The organism is Actinoplanes sichuanensis (assembly GCF_033097365.1).
Classification (GTDB): domain Bacteria; phylum Actinomycetota; class Actinomycetes; order Mycobacteriales; family Micromonosporaceae; genus Actinoplanes; species Actinoplanes sichuanensis.
In genome coordinates, this window is sequence record NZ_AP028461.1 from 10,759,953 (window position 1) to 10,778,742 (window position 18,790).

The 18,790-nt window shown below is 69.3% G+C and carries 23 protein-coding genes; 18 read left to right on the top strand and 5 right to left on the bottom strand.

The window, feature by feature from the left end; translation table 11 throughout:
- The first annotated feature begins 4 nt into the window (after nucleotides 1–4).
- From ffh to Q0Z83_RS49505, 3 genes are all read left to right on the top strand, one after another.
- A complete protein-coding gene (gene ffh / locus Q0Z83_RS49495; protein ID WP_317790523.1) occupies nucleotides 5–1,564 on the top strand; it encodes a signal recognition particle protein in 1,560 nt (519 codons plus the stop codon).
- An 86-nt stretch (nucleotides 1,565–1,650) separates the two neighbouring features.
- Nucleotides 1,651–2,235: a Uma2 family endonuclease gene (locus Q0Z83_RS49500; protein ID WP_317790524.1), complete on the top strand. Its 585-nt coding sequence runs from the start codon at nucleotides 1,651–1,653 to the stop codon at nucleotides 2,233–2,235.
- Nucleotides 2,236–2,253: 18 nt separating this feature from the next.
- The gene (locus Q0Z83_RS49505; protein WP_317790525.1) at nucleotides 2,254–3,330 is read left to right on the top strand and encodes an amidohydrolase family protein; all 1,077 of its coding nucleotides are present in this window, start codon (nucleotides 2,254–2,256) and stop codon (nucleotides 3,328–3,330) included.
- Between the two features lie 3 nt (nucleotides 3,331–3,333).
- On the opposite strand, the gene Q0Z83_RS49510 is transcribed toward Q0Z83_RS49505, so the two are convergent.
- The gene (locus tag Q0Z83_RS49510; protein WP_317790526.1) at nucleotides 3,334–4,818 is read right to left on the bottom strand and encodes a hypothetical protein; all 1,485 of its coding nucleotides are present in this window, start codon (nucleotides 4,816–4,818) and stop codon (nucleotides 3,334–3,336) included.
- The gene (locus tag Q0Z83_RS49515) at nucleotides 4,808–5,308 is read right to left on the bottom strand and encodes a sigma-70 family RNA polymerase sigma factor (protein WP_317790527.1); all 501 of its coding nucleotides are present in this window, start codon (nucleotides 5,306–5,308) and stop codon (nucleotides 4,808–4,810) included. The genes Q0Z83_RS49510 and Q0Z83_RS49515 overlap by 11 nt, the downstream gene beginning before the upstream one ends.
- Before the next feature lie 83 nt (nucleotides 5,309–5,391).
- On the opposite strand from Q0Z83_RS49515, the gene proS reads away from it, so the two are divergent.
- The 13 genes from proS to Q0Z83_RS49580 all read left to right on the top strand — a co-directional run bounded on the left by proS (nucleotide 5,392) and on the right by Q0Z83_RS49580 (nucleotide 14,273).
- Nucleotides 5,392–6,798 (top strand): proline--tRNA ligase, encoded by a 1,407-nt coding sequence (proS, locus tag Q0Z83_RS49520; protein WP_317790528.1) that lies wholly within the window; start codon nucleotides 5,392–5,394, stop codon nucleotides 6,796–6,798.
- Between the two features lie 2 nt (nucleotides 6,799–6,800).
- Nucleotides 6,801–7,481 (top strand): DUF402 domain-containing protein, encoded by a 681-nt coding sequence (locus Q0Z83_RS49525; RefSeq protein WP_317790529.1) that lies wholly within the window; start codon nucleotides 6,801–6,803, stop codon nucleotides 7,479–7,481.
- Nucleotides 7,482–7,614: 133 nt separating this feature from the next.
- Entirely contained in the window at nucleotides 7,615–8,085 is a 471-nt protein-coding gene (gene rpsP, locus Q0Z83_RS49530; RefSeq protein ID WP_317790530.1) for a 30S ribosomal protein S16, read from the top strand.
- Nucleotides 8,063–8,320 (top strand): RNA-binding protein, encoded by a 258-nt coding sequence (locus tag Q0Z83_RS49535; RefSeq protein ID WP_023561857.1) that lies wholly within the window; start codon nucleotides 8,063–8,065, stop codon nucleotides 8,318–8,320. Before rpsP ends, Q0Z83_RS49535 begins: the two co-directional genes overlap by 23 nt.
- A 6-nt stretch (nucleotides 8,321–8,326) precedes the next feature.
- Entirely contained in the window at nucleotides 8,327–8,893 is a 567-nt protein-coding gene (rimM, locus tag Q0Z83_RS49540) for a ribosome maturation factor RimM (protein ID WP_317797341.1), read from the top strand.
- A gap of 10 nt (nucleotides 8,894–8,903) precedes the next feature.
- Complete coding sequence (trmD, locus tag Q0Z83_RS49545; protein ID WP_317790531.1) at nucleotides 8,904–9,668, top strand: tRNA (guanosine(37)-N1)-methyltransferase TrmD; 765 nt, start codon at nucleotides 8,904–8,906, stop codon at nucleotides 9,666–9,668.
- A gap of 119 nt (nucleotides 9,669–9,787) precedes the next feature.
- Entirely contained in the window at nucleotides 9,788–10,144 is a 357-nt protein-coding gene (gene rplS, locus Q0Z83_RS49550; RefSeq protein ID WP_317790532.1) for a 50S ribosomal protein L19, read from the top strand.
- A 165-nt stretch (nucleotides 10,145–10,309) separates the two neighbouring features.
- Nucleotides 10,310–11,200: a signal peptidase I gene (gene lepB, locus Q0Z83_RS49555; protein WP_317790533.1), complete on the top strand. Its 891-nt coding sequence runs from the start codon at nucleotides 10,310–10,312 to the stop codon at nucleotides 11,198–11,200.
- The gene (gene lepB / locus Q0Z83_RS49560; RefSeq protein ID WP_317790534.1) at nucleotides 11,197–11,856 is read left to right on the top strand and encodes a signal peptidase I; all 660 of its coding nucleotides are present in this window, start codon (nucleotides 11,197–11,199) and stop codon (nucleotides 11,854–11,856) included. Before lepB (Q0Z83_RS49555) ends, lepB (Q0Z83_RS49560) begins: the two co-directional genes overlap by 4 nt.
- Before the next feature lie 24 nt (nucleotides 11,857–11,880).
- Nucleotides 11,881–12,354, top strand: a complete 474-nt coding sequence (locus Q0Z83_RS49565) for an NUDIX hydrolase (protein ID WP_317790535.1) — start codon at nucleotides 11,881–11,883, stop codon at nucleotides 12,352–12,354.
- A 228-nt stretch (nucleotides 12,355–12,582) separates the two neighbouring features.
- Complete coding sequence (locus tag Q0Z83_RS49570) at nucleotides 12,583–13,416, top strand: ribonuclease HII (RefSeq protein ID WP_317790536.1); 834 nt, start codon at nucleotides 12,583–12,585, stop codon at nucleotides 13,414–13,416.
- Nucleotides 13,413–13,736 (top strand): DUF2469 domain-containing protein, encoded by a 324-nt coding sequence (locus Q0Z83_RS49575; protein ID WP_067505225.1) that lies wholly within the window; start codon nucleotides 13,413–13,415, stop codon nucleotides 13,734–13,736. Before Q0Z83_RS49570 ends, Q0Z83_RS49575 begins: the two co-directional genes overlap by 4 nt.
- 72 nt (nucleotides 13,737–13,808) lie before the next feature.
- The gene (locus Q0Z83_RS49580; protein ID WP_317790537.1) at nucleotides 13,809–14,273 is read left to right on the top strand and encodes a M23 family metallopeptidase; all 465 of its coding nucleotides are present in this window, start codon (nucleotides 13,809–13,811) and stop codon (nucleotides 14,271–14,273) included.
- Between the two features lie 44 nt (nucleotides 14,274–14,317).
- On the opposite strand, the gene Q0Z83_RS49585 is transcribed toward Q0Z83_RS49580, so the two are convergent.
- Both Q0Z83_RS49585 and Q0Z83_RS49590 read right to left on the bottom strand, forming a co-directional pair.
- Nucleotides 14,318–15,511 carry an aminotransferase class V-fold PLP-dependent enzyme gene (locus Q0Z83_RS49585; protein WP_317790538.1) on the bottom strand — a complete coding sequence of 398 codons (1,194 nt, stop codon included), beginning with the start codon at nucleotides 15,509–15,511 and terminating at the stop codon, nucleotides 14,318–14,320.
- Between the two features lie 18 nt (nucleotides 15,512–15,529).
- Nucleotides 15,530–16,555, bottom strand: coding sequence for a tyrosine recombinase XerC (locus tag Q0Z83_RS49590; RefSeq protein ID WP_317790539.1), 1,026 nt, complete (start codon nucleotides 16,553–16,555; stop codon nucleotides 15,530–15,532).
- A 73-nt stretch (nucleotides 16,556–16,628) separates the two neighbouring features.
- Between Q0Z83_RS49590 and Q0Z83_RS49595 the strand changes: the two genes are divergently transcribed.
- Nucleotides 16,629–17,090: a pyridoxamine 5'-phosphate oxidase family protein gene (locus Q0Z83_RS49595; protein ID WP_317790540.1), complete on the top strand. Its 462-nt coding sequence runs from the start codon at nucleotides 16,629–16,631 to the stop codon at nucleotides 17,088–17,090.
- Between the two features lie 733 nt (nucleotides 17,091–17,823).
- Here Q0Z83_RS49595 and Q0Z83_RS49600 read toward each other — a convergent pair.
- Complete coding sequence (locus Q0Z83_RS49600; RefSeq protein WP_317790541.1) at nucleotides 17,824–17,946, bottom strand: hypothetical protein; 123 nt, start codon at nucleotides 17,944–17,946, stop codon at nucleotides 17,824–17,826.
- Between the two features lie 643 nt (nucleotides 17,947–18,589).
- Between Q0Z83_RS49600 and Q0Z83_RS49605 the strand changes: the two genes are divergently transcribed.
- Nucleotides 18,590–18,775 (top strand): DNA-binding protein, encoded by a 186-nt coding sequence (locus Q0Z83_RS49605; protein WP_109591457.1) that lies wholly within the window; start codon nucleotides 18,590–18,592, stop codon nucleotides 18,773–18,775.
- Nucleotides 18,776–18,790 lie beyond the last annotated feature (15 nt).

Genomic DNA, 18,790 nt, shown 5'->3' on the forward strand with positions numbered 1-18,790 from the left:
CACCGTGTTTGACACTTTGAGTGACCGCCTCTCCGGGATCTTCGGCAAGCTCCGCGGCAAGGGCAAGCTCACTGATGCCGACATCGACGCCACCGCACGCGAGATCCGTCTCGCGCTGCTGGAGGCGGATGTCGCGCTGCCCGTGGTCAAGGCGTTCATCGCCAGCCTGCGTGAGCGGGCCCGGGGCGCCGAGGTCTCCCAGGCGCTCAACCCGGCCCAGCAGATCATCAAGATCGTCAACGAGGAGCTCATCCAGATCCTCGGCGGCGAGGGGCGGCGGCTGCAGTTCGCCAAGCAGCCGCCGACCGTGATCATGCTGGCCGGTCTGCAGGGTTCGGGTAAGACCACGCTCGCCGGCAAGCTCAGCCGCTGGCTGAAGAACCAGGGCCATCAGCCCCTGCTGGTCGCCTGTGACCTCCAGCGCCCCAATGCGGTCAACCAGCTCCAGGTGCTCGCCCAGCGGGCCGGGGTGGACGTCTACGCCCCCCAGCCGGGTAACGGCGTCGGCGACCCGGTCCAGGTCGCCCGCGACTCGATCGAGCACGCGAAGCGGACGGCGAAGGACATCGTCATCGTCGACACCGCCGGTCGTCTCGGCATCGACGCCGAGATGATGCAGCAGGCCGCCGACATCCGGGCCGCGGTCGACCCGGACGAGGTCATCTTCGTCATCGACGCGATGGTCGGTCAGGACGCGGTGCGCACCGCCGAGGCCTTCCGTGACGGCGTCGGCATCACCGGTGTGGTGCTCTCCAAGCTCGACGGCGACGCCCGCGGTGGTGCCGCGCTCTCCGTCCGGCACGTCACCGGCCAGCCCATCCTCTTCGCGTCCACCGGCGAGAAACTGGAGGACTTCGACGTCTTCCACCCGGACCGGATGGCCGGCCGGATCCTCGACATGGGCGACCTCCTGACCCTCATCGAGCAGGCCGAGCAGGCCTTCGACGAGGATCAGAAGGAGAAGATGGCCAGCAAGCTGCTCGGTGGTGAGCAGTTCACGCTGGAGGACTTCCTGGACCAGCTGATCGCGGTCCGCCGGATGGGCCCGATCGCCAACATCATCGGCATGATGCCGGGCATGGGTCAGCTCAAGGGCCAGCTCGACGAGCTCGACGACAGCCACTTCGACCGGGTCACCGCGATCATCCGCTCGATGACCCCGGGTGAGCGCACCAACCCGAAGATCATCAACGGCTCCCGCCGGTTGCGTATCGCCAACGGCTCCGGCGTCACCGTCATGGACGTCAATCAGCTGCTCAACCGCTTCACCGACGCGCAGAAGATGATGAAGCAGATGACCGGCATGATGGGCCTGCCGGGCGGCCGTCGCAGCGCGACCAAGAGCTCGAAGAACAAGCGCAAGCCGGGCAAGGGTGGCGGTCGGCCGCGGGTCGGCGGGCGTCCGGGTGGGATGCCGGCCGGGTTCCCGGGTGGCATGCCGCAGCTGCCGCCGGGGCTCGACCCGGGTGCGCTCGGTGGGGGCCAGGGCGTGCCGCCCGGGTTCAAGCTGCCGAAGCTCGACTTCAACAAGCTGAGCAAGCCGCCGAAGGACGACAATCGTTGATCTTGGGCTAGTCGCTGTTCAAGTTGTATTGCGCTAACTGTCAGGGGACTAGTAGCATGGGCGGCGATCCTAGCGAGGAGGAGCTCATGACCGCTGCCCTTCAGTTGCCTGACAAGCAGGACTGGACCGTCGACGACCTGGCCGGCCTTCCGCCGGATCTCAACTATGAGTTGATCGACGGAAGGCTGATCTTGCCGACCCCCACCCTTGTCCATCAGGTCCTCGGCGTTGAGTTGGTCCTCATGCTGCGACCCAACTGTCCGCGCGGCTATGTGCCCGCGCCCGACTTGTCGCTCAAGATCAATCGTCGAAACGAGCCGCGTCCCGACGTGGTCGTCACTAATTTGCGATACGCAGCGAGAACGCCCGTGCCGGTCGATGGCGCGATGCTGGTCATCGAGGTTGTCTCGCCGACCTCCCAACTCCGGGACATGAACGCGAAGACTGCGGTCTACGCTGCGGCCGGCGTTGAGCACTACTGGATCGTCGATCCGACCATTGACGGTGATGTGACGATGACCGTCCTCCAGCGCTTCGGAGGCGGTTCCTACGAGCGTGTCACCTGCACCAGCAAGGTCTTCAGCACTGAGGTGCCATATCCGATCACCATCGATCTGCCGGCTTTGACCGCGCTTCGCGACGAGTACCTCGCTGCGCAGGATGAGGCTTGATCCGGTAGGACTTACGGCATGGCGTTTCATGTGCGTGGGACGGTTCTGCCGGACGGTGAGGTTCGGGATCTGTGGCTGGTGGGGGACAGGGTCACCTACGAGCCGGTGGCCGGAGCCGAGACGATCAGTGACGGCGGGTTCGTCGTTCCGGGGCTCGTCGACGCGCACTGCCACCTCGGCATCGCCTTCGGGGCGAAACCGATCGAGAGTGTCGACCAGGCGCGTGAGCTGGCCGTCATCGACCGCGACGTGGGTGTCCTGGCCCTGCGTGACGCGGGTTCGCCTTTTCCGTACCCCGAATTGGATGACGAACCGGGCGTGCCCCGCCTGGCCCGCGCCGGGCGCCACGTCGCCGCCCCTCGCCGTTATCTGCGGGACATCGGCGTCGAGGTGGCCGCCGACGAGGTCGCCGCAGCGGTCACCGAGCAGGCGAAAGCCGGGACCGGCTGGGTGAAGCTGGTCGGCGACTGGATCGACCGGGCCGTCGGCGACCTGGCGCCCAGTTGGGACGCCGCGACCATGGCCGCCGCCGTCGAGGCCGCCCACTCCGCCGGAGCCCGGGCCGCGGTGCACACGTTCTCCGAGGAGGGCGTGGAGATCATGGTGAAGGCCGGGGTCGACTCGGTGGAGCACGGCACCGGGCTCACCCTCGACCTGATCGACGAGATGGCCCGCCGCGGGACGGCCCTGGTGCCCACGATGATCAACATCCGGACGTTCGGGAAGATCGCCGATTCGGCGCGCGGCAAGTTCGACGGCTATGCCGACCACATGGTCGCGCTGCGCGACCGGTTCCCGTCGGTGGTGCTCGCCGCCCACGAGGCGGGTGTGCCGATCTACATCGGCACCGACGCGGGCGGCGGCATCCGGCACGGCCTGGCCGCCGAGGAGATGCTCTACCTGCACGAGGCGGGCATCCCGGCGGCCGACGTGCTGGCCGCCGCGTCCTGGCGGGCCCGCGACTGGCTGGGTTTCCCCGGCCTGGTCGAGGGTGGCCTCGCCGACCTGGTGGTCTACGAGGCCGACCCACGTGCCGACCTGCGGGTGGTGCGGGCGCCCCGCCGGATCGTGCTGCGGGGCGCCGTCGTCAAATGACGGTCAGCGGTTGAAACGCCAGATCCACAGCTCCTGCCCGGCCGGGCAGGTGAGGATCTTCTCGTCCCAGTCGCAGCGCCCGGAGATCTCCGGGATCTCGCCCAGTTCGACCTTCTGGAAGTCGACGTTGGAGACGCCGCGGACCTGGTAGTTCCGGTCCCCGGCGTTCTGGGTCATGGTCAGCGCGTTGCCATCGTCGACGAACCCGCCGACCCCGAAATCGGAGTAGCGGGCCTGCCCGTTCTCGTCGTAGAGCGTGGTCGCCTTCTCGCCTCCACTGCTGGTCAGGACATGGCCGAGCCGGGACGAGTCGTCGCCGTACCGTGGCACCGCCCCGGTCGTGCGGAGCACGGTCCCGGTCTTCGCGTTGATCATTGACATCCGGGCCACCGGCTGCTCCGCGGGGGCGTTGCCGTCGTTCTCGATGACACAGAGACGATCACGCCCGCAGGGGATGTGGCTTTCGAAGTACCAGGGTTGTTCGTTCCGGTAGATGACGCGGTCCGCCGCCGCGATGCCATTGAGCGCCCCGTCGCCGCGTACCACCGTGTAGATCGTTCCCTCGTAGGCGGACAGATCTTCCGCGCCCGCGCGGCCCGGCATCGTCGACCGCACCTGGCCGGTCCGGATGTCGCGGATCGTGACCAGCCCCGACCGGCTCATGTCGACGAGCCGGTCGTCACTCATCGGGACCGCGTCGGCGTATTCCGGGTTGAAGAGGACGGACCCGGTCCGGTCCTCGGTGATCGCGCCGGTCGCCATGCCGCTGATCATCCGGGCAGGGGGGAGGGAGTCGTCGTCCGGCGTGGACCCGGCCGGCGCCGTCCACAGCTTCCGTCCGCGGACCAGGTCGTACCCCTCGATCGCGGTGGTCGCCCCGATCAGCCGGACCAGTACGTCCTGATGCAGGACGAACCGGTCGCGGTCGGTGTGCCGCAGTTCCCACGTCTTGGCGCCGGTCGCCGGGTCGTGGAATTCGAGGATCCGCTCGACCGGTTCGTCCATCGCCTCGGAGCGCACCTCCAGCTCCCGGAGCAGGATCACCACCTTCGGCGTGGTGGCGACACCCCGGTAGTAACTCTCCCGGGCGCTGATCCGCCACAGGGCCGCCCCGGTCCGGGCGTCCACGGCGGTCGTCTCGTGCCCGCCGTTGCCGTCGGCCGAGAAACCGATCACCCGGTCCCCGGCGATCCGGGTGTTGTTCCACATCCGGCCGTCGGCGATCCGCAGCGGCTCACCGACCGGCGCCATGCCGCGGATCCGGGCCGGGTCGGTGGCCGGCAGCAACGGTTCGGGTCGCGGGTTCGGGCGATGGACGGCCAGCCCGGTCCCGAGCGCGACCAGCACGACCGCGGCGGCGGCCAGGGCGGCCCGGCCCCGGGCACGGCGCTGCCGTCCGCGCTGCCGGGCCCGCTCGACGCCGGCGAGCGGGATCGCGTCGGCCTGCCGGCTCAGCGCCGTGAACAGTTCGTCCAGGTCAGCGGGCACGGCGGGCTCCTTCCTGTGCCATCACGGAGGTGTCCTCGAGCGCGGCCGCGAGCAGGGTGCGGCCGCGGAACAGCCAGGACTTGACGGTGTTCTGGGTCGCACCGGTCTCGGCGGCGATGTCGGCGATCGACCGGTCCAGCAGGTAGTGCAGGGCGAGCGCTCGCCGCACCTTCTCCGGCAGGTCGCGCATCGCCCGTACCAGCAACACCAGGTCCTCGGAGGGCGGGCTGACCGTCGGCGGCGGCGGTTCGGCGGCGGCCCGGGCCCGTCTGATGCCGAGCCGTCGCCACCGGTCCGCGGACAGCCGGTTCACCACCAGCCGCAGCCAGGCTTCCGGGTCGTCGTACCCGGACAGGCGCCGCCACCGTTGCCAGGCGCGCGCATACGCCTCCTGGACCAGGTCCTGCGCCTCCACCGCGTCGCCGGTGAGCCCGTAGGCGTACCGGGCCAGCCGCCGGGCGGTGTCCCGGTAGAAGTCATCGAAGTCCATCCGTCACCCCGTCTTTCTCCGATGAGGGACACGGGATGCCCACCCGGCTGGTTGCACCGGAGACGCGACTACGATGCTTCCTCATGGCTCGCGTGCTCACTCCCCGTGCGGAGGACTTCCCCCGCTGGTACCAGGACCTCATCGCCAAGGCGCAGCTCGCCGACAACGGCCCGGTGCGCGGCACGATGGTGATCCGTCCGGTCGGTTACGCGATCTGGGAGCGGATGCAGGGCGACATGGACGCCCGCATCAAGGAGCAGGGCGTCCAGAACGCGTACTTCCCGCTCTTCATCCCGGAGAACTATCTGCGCCGTGAGGCCGACCACGTCGAGGGCTTCTCGCCGGAGCTGGCCGTGGTCACCCACGCCGGTGGCAAGGAGCTGGCCGAGCCGCTGGTCGTGCGCCCCACCAGCGAGACCGTGATCGGCGAGTTCATGGCCAAGTGGGTCGACTCGTACCGTGATCTGCCTCTCCTGCTCAACCAGTGGGCCAACGTGGTCCGGTGGGAGCTGCGCCCGCGTACCTTCCTGCGCACCACCGAGTTCCTCTGGCAGGAGGGCCACACCGCGCACGCCACCGAGGCCGACGCCCGCGAGCACGCGCGTGACATCCACAAGAACGTCTACGAGGCGTTCATGACCGAGATGCTGGCCATCCCGGTCATCCCCGGCCGCAAGACCAAGGGCGAGCGGTTCGCCGGCGCCACCAACACGATGACCGTCGAGGCCATGATGGGCGACGGCAAGGCGCTGCAGATGGGCACCTCGCACGAGCTCGGACAGAACTTCGCGAAGGCGTTCGACATCACCTACTCGTCGGCCGAGCGGACCGTCGAACACGCCTGGACCACGTCGTGGGGCACCTCCACCCGGATGCTCGGCGGCCTGATCATGGTGCACGGCGACGACAACGGCCTGCGGCTTCCGCCGCGCCTCGCGCCGGTCCAGGTCCAGATCATGGTGGTCAAGGCGGGCGAGGGCGTCACCGAGGCGGCGGAGCAGCTCCGCAAAGACCTCAAGGCCGCGGGTGTACGGGTGAAGCTCGACGACCGCGCGGACATCCCGTTCGGCCGTCGCGCGGTGGACGCGGAGCTGCAGGGCATCCCGATCCGGATCGAGGTCGGCCCGCGCGACCTGGCGAACGGCAACGCCGTGGTGGCCCGCCGGATCGACGGCACCAAGTCACCGATCGCGCTGGCCGAGGTGGCGAACGCGGTGGTGGCCGCGCTCAAGGCCGACCAGCAGCGCCTCTACGACGACGCCCTGGCGTTCCGTGAGGAGCGCACGGTCGAGGTGAAGACGCTGGCCGAGGCGATCGAGGCGTCGCAGACCGGGTTCGCCCGGGTGCCGTGGTCGGCGGTCGGCGAAGCGGGTGAGAAGGAGGCGAACGGCAAGGCGATCACGGTGCGCTGCCTCACCCGCGAGGACGGTTCGATGCCGGAGTCGGACGAGGAGCCGGACCTGATCGCGTACCTGGGTCGTTCGTACTGAGCGTGCGCTTCGAACCGGGTCGGCTGATCCTGCACCGCGACACCCATCACGGCCGGATCGCCTTCGTGCATCCGGGCCGGGTGATCTCGGACGACGACCGCGGGCTGCTCATCTGGGTGGCCCGCGGCTCGACCATCGCCGTCGAGACGACTCTGGACGGCCGGTTCCCGCGGGAGCTGGCCTTCCCGGACTGGATGGCGGCATCTCGGGAGTGCCGGATCGCGCAGTGGCGCGGCCCCGGTGTGCTGCGGTTCTTCCCACCCGGCGAAAACCACTCGGTGTGGTTCTTCCGGGACGACGAGGGCGTTTTCACCGGGTACTACGTGAACCTGGAGGAGGCCGCGATCCGCTGGGACGACGGTGTGGCCGCCGGGATCGACGTGATCGACCAGGACCTGGACATCGTGGCCGGCGTCGACCGGGTGTGGCGGTGGAAGGACGAGGACGACTTCGCCGAGCGTCTGGCCTTCCCGGAGCTGTACTGGGTGCCGGACGAGGCGGCGGTGTGGGCCGAGGGCCGGCGGGTGATCGCGAGCATCGAGGCGGGGGAGTTCCCGTTCGACGGCACCTGGACCGATTTCCGTCCGGATCCGTCCTGGCCCACCCCGGCCGAGCTGCCGCCGGGCTGGGACCGGCCGGTGGTGGCCCGGTTGGGAGAGTCGCCTGCTCGTCTGGCAGAATGAGTTGTTGGTATCCGGCATGCGACAGGCGCCCTCTAACCCCTGATCGCGATGCCAGTCCATGAGACATCGGTCCCGCAATCCCCACGTGGGTTCCGTTCGGCTCAACCACGCAGTCATCAGGAGCGAATAAACCGTGGCCGTTAAGATCCGGCTCCTGCGGATGGGCAAGATCCGCAACCCGCAGTACCGCATCGTCGTCGCCGACTCGCGCACCAAGCGCGACGGCCGCGCCATCGAGTACATCGGCATCTACCAGCCGAAGGAACACCCCTCGGTCATCGAGGTGAAGTCCGAGCGCGTTCAGTACTGGCTGTCCGTCGGCGCCCAGCCGTCCGAGCCGGTGCAGCGCATTCTGGAGAAGACCGGCGACTGGCAGAAGTTCAAGGGTCTGCCCGCCCCGGCTCCGCTGCTGGTCGCGCCGAGCAAGCAGAGCAAGGCCGAGGTCTACGAGGCGGAGGCCAAGGCCGCCGCTGGTCTGACCGACACCAAGCCGGCCACCACCCCGAAGAAGGCGTCGAAGCCCGCCGAGGCCGCCGAGCCGAACCGCGAGGCTGTCGCCGAGACGGCTGAGGACCCGGCCGGTGCCGGCGCCGACGCGAACTGACGGGGCGCTCCGGCCCGCGCTGGAGCACCTCGTCAAGGGCATCGTCGACAACCCGGACGACGTCCGGGTTCGTCTGGTCGACTCGCGTCGCGGCAAGCGGCTCGAGGTCCGCGTGCACCCGGAGGACCTGGGAACGGTCATCGGGCGCGGTGGGCGTACGGCCAAGGCCCTGCGTCAGGTGATCGGCTCGATCGGCGGTCGTGGCATCCGGGTCGACATCGTCGACGCGTACTGATCGATGCTGCTCGTCGTCGGCCAGATCGGTAAACCGCACGGCATCCGGGGCGAGGTCTCGGTGGTCGTGCGGACCGACGAGCCCGAGGAACGCTTCACCGCCGGGTCGGTGTTCATCACGGAGGTCCCCCGGGACCGCCGGGTGAGCGCCGGCCCGGCGGCCGTTCCCGCTTCCGGTGCTCGTTTCGAAGTTCCCCAGCAACTGGTCCTCGAGTCGATCCGCTGGCATCAGGGCCGCGGTATCGCCGTCTTCGAGGGCATCCACGACCGCAACGTGGCCGAGGCGCTGAAAGGCGTCTTCCTCCAGGTGGACAGCGCCGATGTGGCGCCGCCGGAGGACCCGGAGGAGTTCCACGACCACCAGCTGATCGGGCTGCGCGTGGAGTCCGTGGACGGGACCGAGCACGGCACTGTGCAGCGGATCGAGCACGCACCCGCGTCCGATCTGATCGTGCTCGCCAAGAAGGGCGGCGGGACGGCTCTGATCCCGTTCGTCACGGCGATCGTCCCGACTGTGGACGTGCGCGGTGGCCGGATCGTCGTCGACCTCCCGGAAGGCCTCCTGGATCTGTGAAGGCTCTCCTGTGAAGGTCGACATCATCTCGATCTTCCCGGATTACTTCGCGCCCCTTGATCTCTCGCTGATCGGTAAGGCGCGGACCACCGGGACCCTCGATCTGACCGTGCACGATCTGCGTAAGTGGACCTACGACGTGCACCGGACCGTGGACGACAGCCCGTATGGGGGCGGCCCCGGCATGGTGATGCGACCCGAACCCTGGGGCGAGGCGCTGGATGCCGTCGCGCCACCGGGGGCGGCTCTGGTCGTACCGTCGCCGGTCGGGAAACCCTTCACCCAGGCCGACGCCCACCGGCTCGCCGGCCTGGACCACCTGGTCTTCGCCTGTGGCCGCTACGAGGGCATCGACCAGCGGGTGATCGACGACGCCGCGGACCGGATGCCGGTACACGAGGTGTCGCTCGGCGACTACGTGCTCTTCGGCGGTGAGGTCGCGGTCATCGTGATCATGGAGGCGGTCACCCGGCTCCTGCCCGGTGTGCTCGGCAACGCCGACTCGCTCACCGAGGAGTCACACGCGGCCGGTCTGCTGGAGGCCCCGGTCTACACCAAGCCGCAGTCCTGGCGCGGCCGTGAGGTGCCGGACGTGCTGCGTTCCGGCGACCACGGCCGGATCGCCCGCTGGCGGCGCGAGCAGAGCCTGCTGCGCACCGCCGACCGTCGTCCCGACATGTATGCGGCGTATCCGCCGGAGTCCCTCGACAAGAAGGATCGCAAGGCGCTCGCCGAGGCCGGATTACAGCTCCCGGGTTCCGGTGTGGCAAAGTAATGAGGTTGCCGTGCTCACCCACACCGTGAGCTGAGCACGAGGATCCCCTGGAGTGGCGGGGGATCAGAATGCCCATTCGCGTACCGACTCCCGGTGCGCTCTAGTACGAGGATGCAGCGATGAACACGCTGGACGCTCTTGACGCCCAGTCGCGGCGCACCGACATTCCGGACTTCCGTGCCGGTGACACGCTCAAGGTGCACGCCCGGGTCGTCGAAGGTAACCGGTCCCGTGTCCAGGTCTTCCAGGGCGTCGTGATCGCCCGCCACGGCTCCGGCCTGCGGGAGACCTTCAAGATCCGCAAGATCAGCTTCGGCGTCGGTGTCGAGCGGACCTACCCGTTCAACAGCCCGGCGATCGACCGGATCGAGGTCATCACTCGTGGTGACGTCCGTCGCGCCAAGCTCTACTACCTGCGTGAGCTGCGCGGCAAGAAGGCGAAGATCAAGGAGCTGCGGGAGAAGCAGACCGTCTGATCTCCGCGGTGTTTCCGGGACGGGCCACAGCGCACTAAGCTTGCGCCCGTGCCGGACGCGCTGTAGGTGAACCATTCCAGTCCTACCGCCCGTAACTCTCCCTAGCCGGGAAACTCGGGCGGTAGTGCTGTATCCGGGGGCGGTTCGGCCGGTAGGCGGCGGGAGATGCGAAGCGTGGATCCGATGGAAGGCTATCGGCCGGCACGACGCCGGCGCGGCGTGGTACGGAAGGAGATGCCTCTCTGGCAGGAACTTCCGTTGCTACTGGTCGTGGCGTTCTGTCTGGCGGTGCTGATCCGGACCTTCCTGGTCCAGGCGTTCTACATCCCCTCGGGGTCGATGGAGAACACCCTGTTGATCAAGGACCGGGTGCTGGTCAACAAGGTCGTCTACGACATGCGTGACCCGTTGCGCGGCGAGATCGTGGTGTTCCGCGGGACCGACGACTGGGCACCCGAGGTGACCGAGGAGGTCAGCAACACCTTCCTCGCCAAGCTCGGCCGGACGGTCGGCGACCTGGTCGGCGTCAGTCGCCCCGGGGAGCGTGACTTCATCAAACGGGTGATCGGGCTTCCGGGTGACAAGGTCGCCTGCTGTGACTCCGGCGGGCGGATCACCGTCAACGGGGTGGGCATCGATGAGGCGTACATCGCCGAGGGCTTCAACTCCGATCTGAGTCAGCCGCCGATCGCCGGTCAGTGCACCAGCCGGCGGTTCAACGAGGTGACCGTCCCCGAGGGGCAGATGTTCGTGATGGGTGACCACCGTTCGGTCTCCCAGGACGCCCGTTGCCAGGGGCCGGTGCCCATCGAGAACGTGATCGGCCGGGCCTTCGTGGTCGTCTGGCCCAGTGAGCGGTTCACCAGCCTCGACGTGCCGGATGTCTGGAAGCAGTTCGCCGAGCAGTACCCGTCGGCGGCCGCGCCGCATCAGGTCCCGGTCCGGGAGGAGGAGCCGCTTGTCGCCACAAACGTGTTCCCCCTTCTGTTGGGTGTGGTTTTATCCGCGCGTTCCGGCATGTCGTTACGGACGAGACGACGTAGGCTCCGAGCGTGATTGACGAGCAGACCGAAAAGCGCCAGGGCTCCTTCTGGCGTGAGCTTCCGATCCTGTTGGGCGTGGCGATCCTGGTCGCGGTCCTGGTGCGCGCCTTCGTGCTGCAGACGTTCTACATCCCGTCGCCCTCGATGCAGCACACCCTCGAGTTGTGGGACAGGGTGCTGGTCAACAAGCTCGTCTACGACTTCCGCGAGCCGCGACGGGGCGAGATCATCGTCTTCAAGGCCCCGGCGGTGTGGCAGTCCGGCACCGAGGGTGAGGACTTCATCAAGCGGGTCATCGGTCAGCCGGGCGACAAGGTCGAGTGCTGCGACCCGCAGCACCGCCTGATGATCAACGGGACGTCCCTCGACGAGCCGTATGTCTACGTCGAGTCCGACGGCACCCGCAACCAGGTCGCCAGCCGTAACTTCACCATCACCGTCCCGACCGGGCGGCTCTGGGTGATGGGTGACCACCGGGAGGCGTCGGGTGACTCGCTCCAGCACTACAACGACAGCAGCGCCACCGACGAGGCCGGCAAGATCAACGAGGCGACGGTGCCGATCGACTCGGTCGTCGGTCGGGCGTTCACGATCTTCTGGCCGGTCAACCGGGCGACGTGGCTCTCCGTTCCGGACGAGTTCGAAGTCATCCCCGACGCGGGCCAGTAACACTCGCGCAATAGGCTTGGTCGCGTGACCGAGGTGATTGACCGCCGCGCCGGCCGGGTCCTGCTGGTCGATCTGGCCGGGCGGGTGCTGCTCCTGCACGGCGGCGACCCGGCTCGGCCCGGGCTGCGCTGGTGGTTCACGCCGGGCGGTGGGCTGGACGCGGGTGAGACGACCGTCGACGCCGCCTGCCGCGAGCTGTTCGAGGAGACCGGGCTGCGAGCGACACCTGACCGGCTGGGCGACCCGGTCCGGCACGAGGTGGCCGAGTTCTCGTACGACGGCCGGCAATATCGGCAGGAGCAGGATTTCTTCCTGCTCCGAGTGCCCGACTGGCAGGTCGATACGGCCGGGATGGATGAGGAGGAGCGCCTCACCATCACCGAGCACCGCTGGTGGTCGGCCGCCGAGATCGAGGCCAGCCAGGAGGAGATCTTCCCGCGCGACCTGGCCGACCTGCTGCGCGGCCTGACCGTCGACGCCGTCACCGAGGACGCCTGAGATGGCGGCCCTGACGCGTACCTCTGCCGGATTGTCAGCGGCGGCCCCGTCGCGTACCTCTGCTGGGGTTTCGGTGCCGGCCCCGTCGCGTACCTCTGCTGGGGTTTCGGTGGCGACCCTGACGCGTACCTCCGCCGGGGTTTCGGTGTCCGCACCGATTTTTGCTTTTGCCCGATTTTCGGTGCCGGCTTCCGTGTGTGCCGTTGCTTCCGCGCCCGGGGATTTCTGATGCTCGCCCCGCCGCGCACCGTCGTTCGCCGTGAGGCCGGGCTCTACGCCCTGGAGCAGGCGCTGCAGCGCCGCGGCTTCCGGCATGTGGCAGGCGCCGACGAGGCCGGTCGTGGCGCGTGCGCCGGCCCGCTGGTGGCGGCCGCCGCGATCCTGCCCGAGGGCAAACGCGGCGAGATCCCCGGCCTGGCCGACTCGAAACTGCTGACCGCCGCCGCCCGGGAACGGGTTTACGAGCAGGTCGTCGCCAAGGCCCTCGCGTGGTCCGTGATGATCATCCCGCCGACCGAGGTCGACGCCCGCGGCCTGCACGTCTGCAACCTCGCCGCGATGCGCCGGGCGCTGGCCTCGCTCGACGTCCGCCCGGAGTATGTGCTGACCGACGGCTTCCCGGTCGACGGCCTCGGCGTGCCGGGCCTCGCCGTCTGGAAGGGCGACCGGGTCGCCGCCTGCGTCGCCGCCGCCAGTGTCCTGGCCAAGGTCACCCGGGACCGGCTGATGGTCGAGCTCGACGAGAAGTTCCCGGACTACGGTTTCGCGGTGCACAAGGGTTACATCACCGAGGAGCACAGCACCGCGCTGACCACTCACGGACCCTGCTCCGAGCACCGATTCTCGTATGTGAACGTCGCCGCGGCATCCGGCCGCGGCAACCGGCCCCCGCGGGCGCGCCGCCCGGCCGAGCCGCCACCCGCGCTGTTCGACGTATCCGTTACCCAGCCGCTGCTGATTCCAGAGGCTGCTGAGGGTACCGTCGGCGTGGCGTCGAGCGAGCAGCCTCAGCCGTCGCCGTCGGTGGGGGAAGATAGTGCCATGGAGGGCGAGACACGATGAGCGCAGAGGATCTCGAGAAGTACGAGACCGAGATGGAGCTGCAGCTCTACCGGGAGTACCGCGACATCGTCCGCCAGTTCTCCTACGTGGTGGAGACCGAGCGCCGGTTCTACCTGGCCAACCAGGTCGACCTGCACGTGCGCAACTCCGACGGCGAGGTGTATTTCGAGGTCGAGATGCACGACGCCTGGGTGTGGGACATGTATCGCCCGGCTCGGTTCGTGAAGAACGTGCGGGTGATGACGTTCAAGGACGTCAACGTCGAGGAGCTGGAGAAGCCGGACATCTCGTTGCCGGACGAGCCAGGTTTCGGCGGCTGACGGTCATCCACAGCGGGCGGTTGTCCACAGGGGCGGTCGCGGCACGGGTTCCGGCCCGGCAGTCTCGGCGGCATGCCTGTTCTCGCCACTGTCCTGCTTCTGCTGCCTACGTTCTGGGCCGTGCCGTCCTATCAGTGGCCGGTGTCGCCGCCGGCTGTGCTCCGGCGGTTCGATCCGCCGCCTGAGCCGTGGCAGGCCGGTCATCGTGGCGTCGACCTGGGCGTGGCCGAGGGGGCGCCGGTTCGGGCCGCCGGTGGTGGCGCTGTGGTCTATGCGGGGGTGCTGGCCGGGCGGGGTGTCGTCAGCATCCTTCATGCGGGCGGGCTGCGTACCACGTACGAGCCGGTGGTCGCGGCCGTCCGGGCCGGTGACCTGGTCGCCGCCGGTGATCTGATCGGGTCGGTCGCGGCCGGACATCCCGGTTGCCCGCAGGCCGCCTGCCTGCACTGGGGGCTCCGGCGCGGTGACGTCTACCTCGATCCGCTGGCGTTACTCGGCTTCGGCCGGGTGCGCCTGCTGCCCCTCGATCCTCGCTGACCGCCGCCGACCTGCGCGCGGCCCGGCCGGCCGGGTGCGGTGGTTCAGCGCTGGTATTCGGCGAGGAAACCGGGCAGGCGGTCGGCGAACACGTCATACTCCTCCGGGCGGTTGTAGACCTGACCGCTCAGTCGCAACAGGCCACGGCCGCCCCACGCGTTCACCGCGACCTCGGTGGCCAGCTTGTCGGCGATGTGCTGCCGCAGTGCCTGAGCCTCAGGGGCGGTCGTCGCCAGCCCGGCGGGCAGCGGCACCACACGCATCGCCACCCCAGGTCCGCCGGGGTGCGGCAGGTCGGCGGGCGCGAGGCCGAGGGCCTCACCGACAACCCTCTGGCCGTACGCGACAAGCGCCTCGTTGTGCTGCCGGACGGCTTCCGGCCCGAGCGTCCGCAGCGTGAAGACCCCGGCCGGGGCCGCCAGCCACGGCGTGTAGTCGATGGTGCCCTGCGACTCGACGGCGTTCGGGTAACCCTCGTCATGGGCCCACGACACGACCAGTGGCTCGATGCGGCGACGCCAGGCCGGAGCCACGTTCATCAGAGCCGTGCCACGGGGTGCCCAGCCCCACTTGTGCAGGTTTCCCACCCAGAAGTCGGCGCCGATCGCGGACACGTCGACAGGCAGCATGCCCGGCACGTGCGCGGCGTCCACCAGCACCGGGATGTCGTGCTCGCGGGCGGCGGCGGCGATCTCGCGTACCGGAAAGAGGGCCGCCGTCGCCGACGCCAGTTGGTCGACGACCAGCAACCTGGTGCGGCCGGGTCGCAGCGCGGCCCGGATCCGGGCCACCACCTCCCGTGCCGGCAGGCCGAGCGGCACCGCCACCGTCCGCGCGCTGGCCCCCGCCCGGCGGCAACGGCCGCGGACCGCCATCGTGACCGCGCCGTACGAATGGTCGGTCAACAGCACCTCGTCGGCCGGGCCGAGCCGCACCGACTGGAGGATCATCGACACCGCGGCCGTCGTGTTCTGGATCAGCGCGCTGCCGTCCGGGTCCGCGCCCAGGAACGCCGCCAGATGACGTCGGCTGTGGACGACCCGGTCCTCCAGGCCGACGGCGAAGAAGCGCAGCGGATTGGACTCCATCTCGTCCCGCAGGCGCTGCTGGGCACGTTGCACGCTGATCGGGAGCGCGCCGAACGAGCCGTGGTTCAGATAGGACACCGACGGATCGAGCGAGAACAGGAGCCGAGCCCCGGGGATCGGTTGCGGTGGTGCTCCGGCCGGGGCGCTCATGCTGTGGATCGTACGATGTCAGGCCCGTGGATGCGCCTGATTGAAGGCCGCACGCAGCCGCTCGGTCGACACATGTGTGTAGATCTGAGTGCTCGCCAGCGAACTGTGCCCGAGCAGCTCCTGCACCGCCCGCAGATCGGCGCCGCCGTCCAGCAGATGTGTGGCCGCCGAGTGCCGCAGGTCATGCGGGCTGGTGTGCGGCAGGCCGGCGGCCCGGGCGGCGTCGGCGACGATCCGGCGCACCACGGTCGGTTGCAGGCGGCCGCCCTTCACCCCGAGGAAAAGCGCGTCCCGGCTGGACCGGTTGACCAGCCCCGGGCGGCCGAGGCGCAGCCAGGCGTCGAGCGCCCGCCGTGCCGGATGCCCGAAGGGAACGGCCCGTTCCTTGGCGCCCTTCCCGAACACCCGGACCACCTGCCGCGCGTGATCGACATCGGCCCGATCCAGTGCACAGAGCTCCCCGACCCGGATTCCGGTCGCATAGAGCAGCTCGAGAACGGCGCGATCCCGAATCGCAAGTCCGTCCCCGTCCTCGGTGCGGCTGTCCTCATCGCCGGTTCCGGTTCCGGTCACGTCTCGTCCTGGGCCGGGCGCCGGGGGTGATTCGTCGGTTTGCGCGATCGATGCGGGCGGGTGGGCCGGGGTCATCAGGCTGGCCGCCTGGTCGGCTCGCAGGACCGTGGGTAGGCCGCGATGAGCCCGTGGGCTGGCCAGTTGGGCACCCGGATCATCGGCCGAGAGCCCGGTCCGGTGGGCCCAGCCGGTGAAGGCCCGTGCCGCAGCCGCTCGCCGGGCCTGTGAGGACCGCGCCGCGCCGGTACCCATCCGAGCCGCGAGCCACCCACGGAGAACCGTGATGTCCAGATCGCCGACCGATCCCCGGCCCTCGGCCGCCGCATGATCGAGAAGCGAGACCACATCCCCGACGTACGCCCGGACGGTGTGCTCGGAACGTCCCTCCACCACCGCGAGGTGCCGGCCGAAGTCGTCCACCGCCGCACGCAGGGGCATCGGCAGTCGCTCGTGCAGTTCCCGTATCCGCATCGCCTCAGACCGTCCATCCAGCAGAGTCGTCAGTCAAGCATTTGTGTCATACCCCCGGTCTAGGGTCGGGGTCATGGCACGCTGGGAGGAAATCGAGAAGGACGCCCCGGAGTTCGCGGCCCGCGTGCGGGCTCTCTTCGAAGCGGGCACCAACAAGACCATCGCCACACTGCGGCGCGACGGCTCACCCCGGATCTCCGCGTCCGAGGCCCAGTTCACCGACGGCGACCTGACGTTCGGCTCGATGCCGGGTGCGATGAAGCTGCGAGACCTGCTCCGAGACCCACGCATCGCGATGCACAGCCCCACGCTGGAGCCCCCAGCCGACAACCCGTCGGCCGGTCCGGGCGACGCCAAGCTCTCCGGCCGGGCCGTGGTGGTCCCACCCCCACCGGACACCCCACACGTCGACGCCACCTTCTTCCGTCTGGACATCGACGAGGTGGCCCTGACCTACGTGGGCACCCCGGCCGACCACTTGGTGATCGAGTCCTGGCACAAGGACCGAGGCCACACCCGCCGCACCCGAACCTGATCCCACCCGCCGCGCCCGCACCGTCACTCGCCGCACCCGGCCCTGTCCCCACCCCGCGTCCCTGCCCTCGCGTCCGCGCTTGCCGCGCCCGGCCTCGCGTCCGCGCTTGCCGCGCCCGGCCTCGCGTCCGCGCTTGCCGCGCCCGACCCCGCGTCCGCGCTTGCCGCCCTCCACCCCGATACGACCCGGACCCCGGACCCGGACGGGAAGCATCACCCCTGGAGGGAAGTTGGGACCCGCCTCACTGGCCGCCCGGCATCGGCCGGGCGATTTCGGCTGGGTGAGGTGCGAATGGTCGGCCGGCTTCGGGGGTGGCGCCGGCCCAGAGCGCTGAGTGGGAGCGGTGCGGGCCGGAGCGGCGCGAGCTAGGCGAGGAGTCGGCGCAAAAGGCCGGGTGCGGGCTGGGCTGGCGGCCAGCGGCGCGGGGTCCTGCCGGTTCGGCAAAGTGGGTGTCACCGGCTTGGCCGAGAAGGGGCGTCAGCGGTTGCTTCTGGGCGGACGTCCGGTTGAGCGAATAGCTCGGATCGGCCTGGAGTGAGCTGGTTGAAGCCTCGAGTGAGGTGTGTTCACGCCGGGAGTGATCAGGGCCGCTCCGGCTGATCGGGCGAGGAGCGCGCGGGTGAAGAGTGGACTGGCGAGAAATGCGCGGGTGAGGAATGGACTGGCGAGGAACGGCTGGGTGAGGAACGGATCGGCGAGGAGTGGGCGGGCCTGTCTCCGATGGGCGGCCCGGTCAGGACAGCGTTCGGGGTCTTGTCCAGGCCAGGAAGCGTTCGTACAGGTTTCCGGGCGTCTCGCCGTCTGATGTGAAGTCGTCCAGGGCGTCGTACATCTGGGCCGACAGATAGATCTTCAAGAGTGAAGGAAAAGCCTGGTACTCCTTCAGAAGGCAGGCCTTCGCCTCCGGGCATGGCCACGGATGGCCACACACGCGACACCGCCAATGCGGACGGTCGTGCAGGTGCTCGGATTCTGGTGTCGTCGACACGGAATTCCCCCGATAGTGGTCTGTTGGTTGGGCTCGGGTCGTCAATGGCGGCGGGTTCGACGGCGGGCGCCCTGACTCGCGCGGTGCTCCTGAGCTGGGGTCAAGCGACCGGCGCGACCCACGTGCGCATCCGGACTCGTCGGGCGGGTGGGGCCGTCCACGGTGGGTGGGGCACTCGCGCCCGGCGGGGCGGAGCGGGACCGATAAATGCGACCGCCACCCTGGGCTCTGTGGTCGGAGACGGGTAACACCCACCGGGGATAGGGCGGTGGCGGTGGCGGCGGAAACCGGTCGATGCAGGGGGCCTTGAGCCCGCATATGCAGCGACGCCATAGGGCCCGCCAGTCGCGGCGATGGTTGGGATGATGAGGTACCCGGTCACTAGGCCGGGGACTGCTAGGCATAGGACCACCTTACTTGACCACGGACTAGCTGTCTCCTACCAACTTGGTCAGAGACTAATAGTCCCGCGCCTACGGTCGATCATGTGGGAGTGAAGCCGATCCGCCTCATGGGCGCGCACGAGATCCGCATCCGTCTGGGCGGAGTAAGCCGACAGCGGGCGTACCAGATCACCAGCCGTGCCGACTTTCCGAAGCCGGTGGCCGACCTTGCGCAGGGCAAGGTATGGCTGGTGGAGGACGTCGAAGCGTGGATGAAGGTGCACCGCCGAGACCTGGACGAGTCCGAGGACTGATTCGTCAGGTCACCG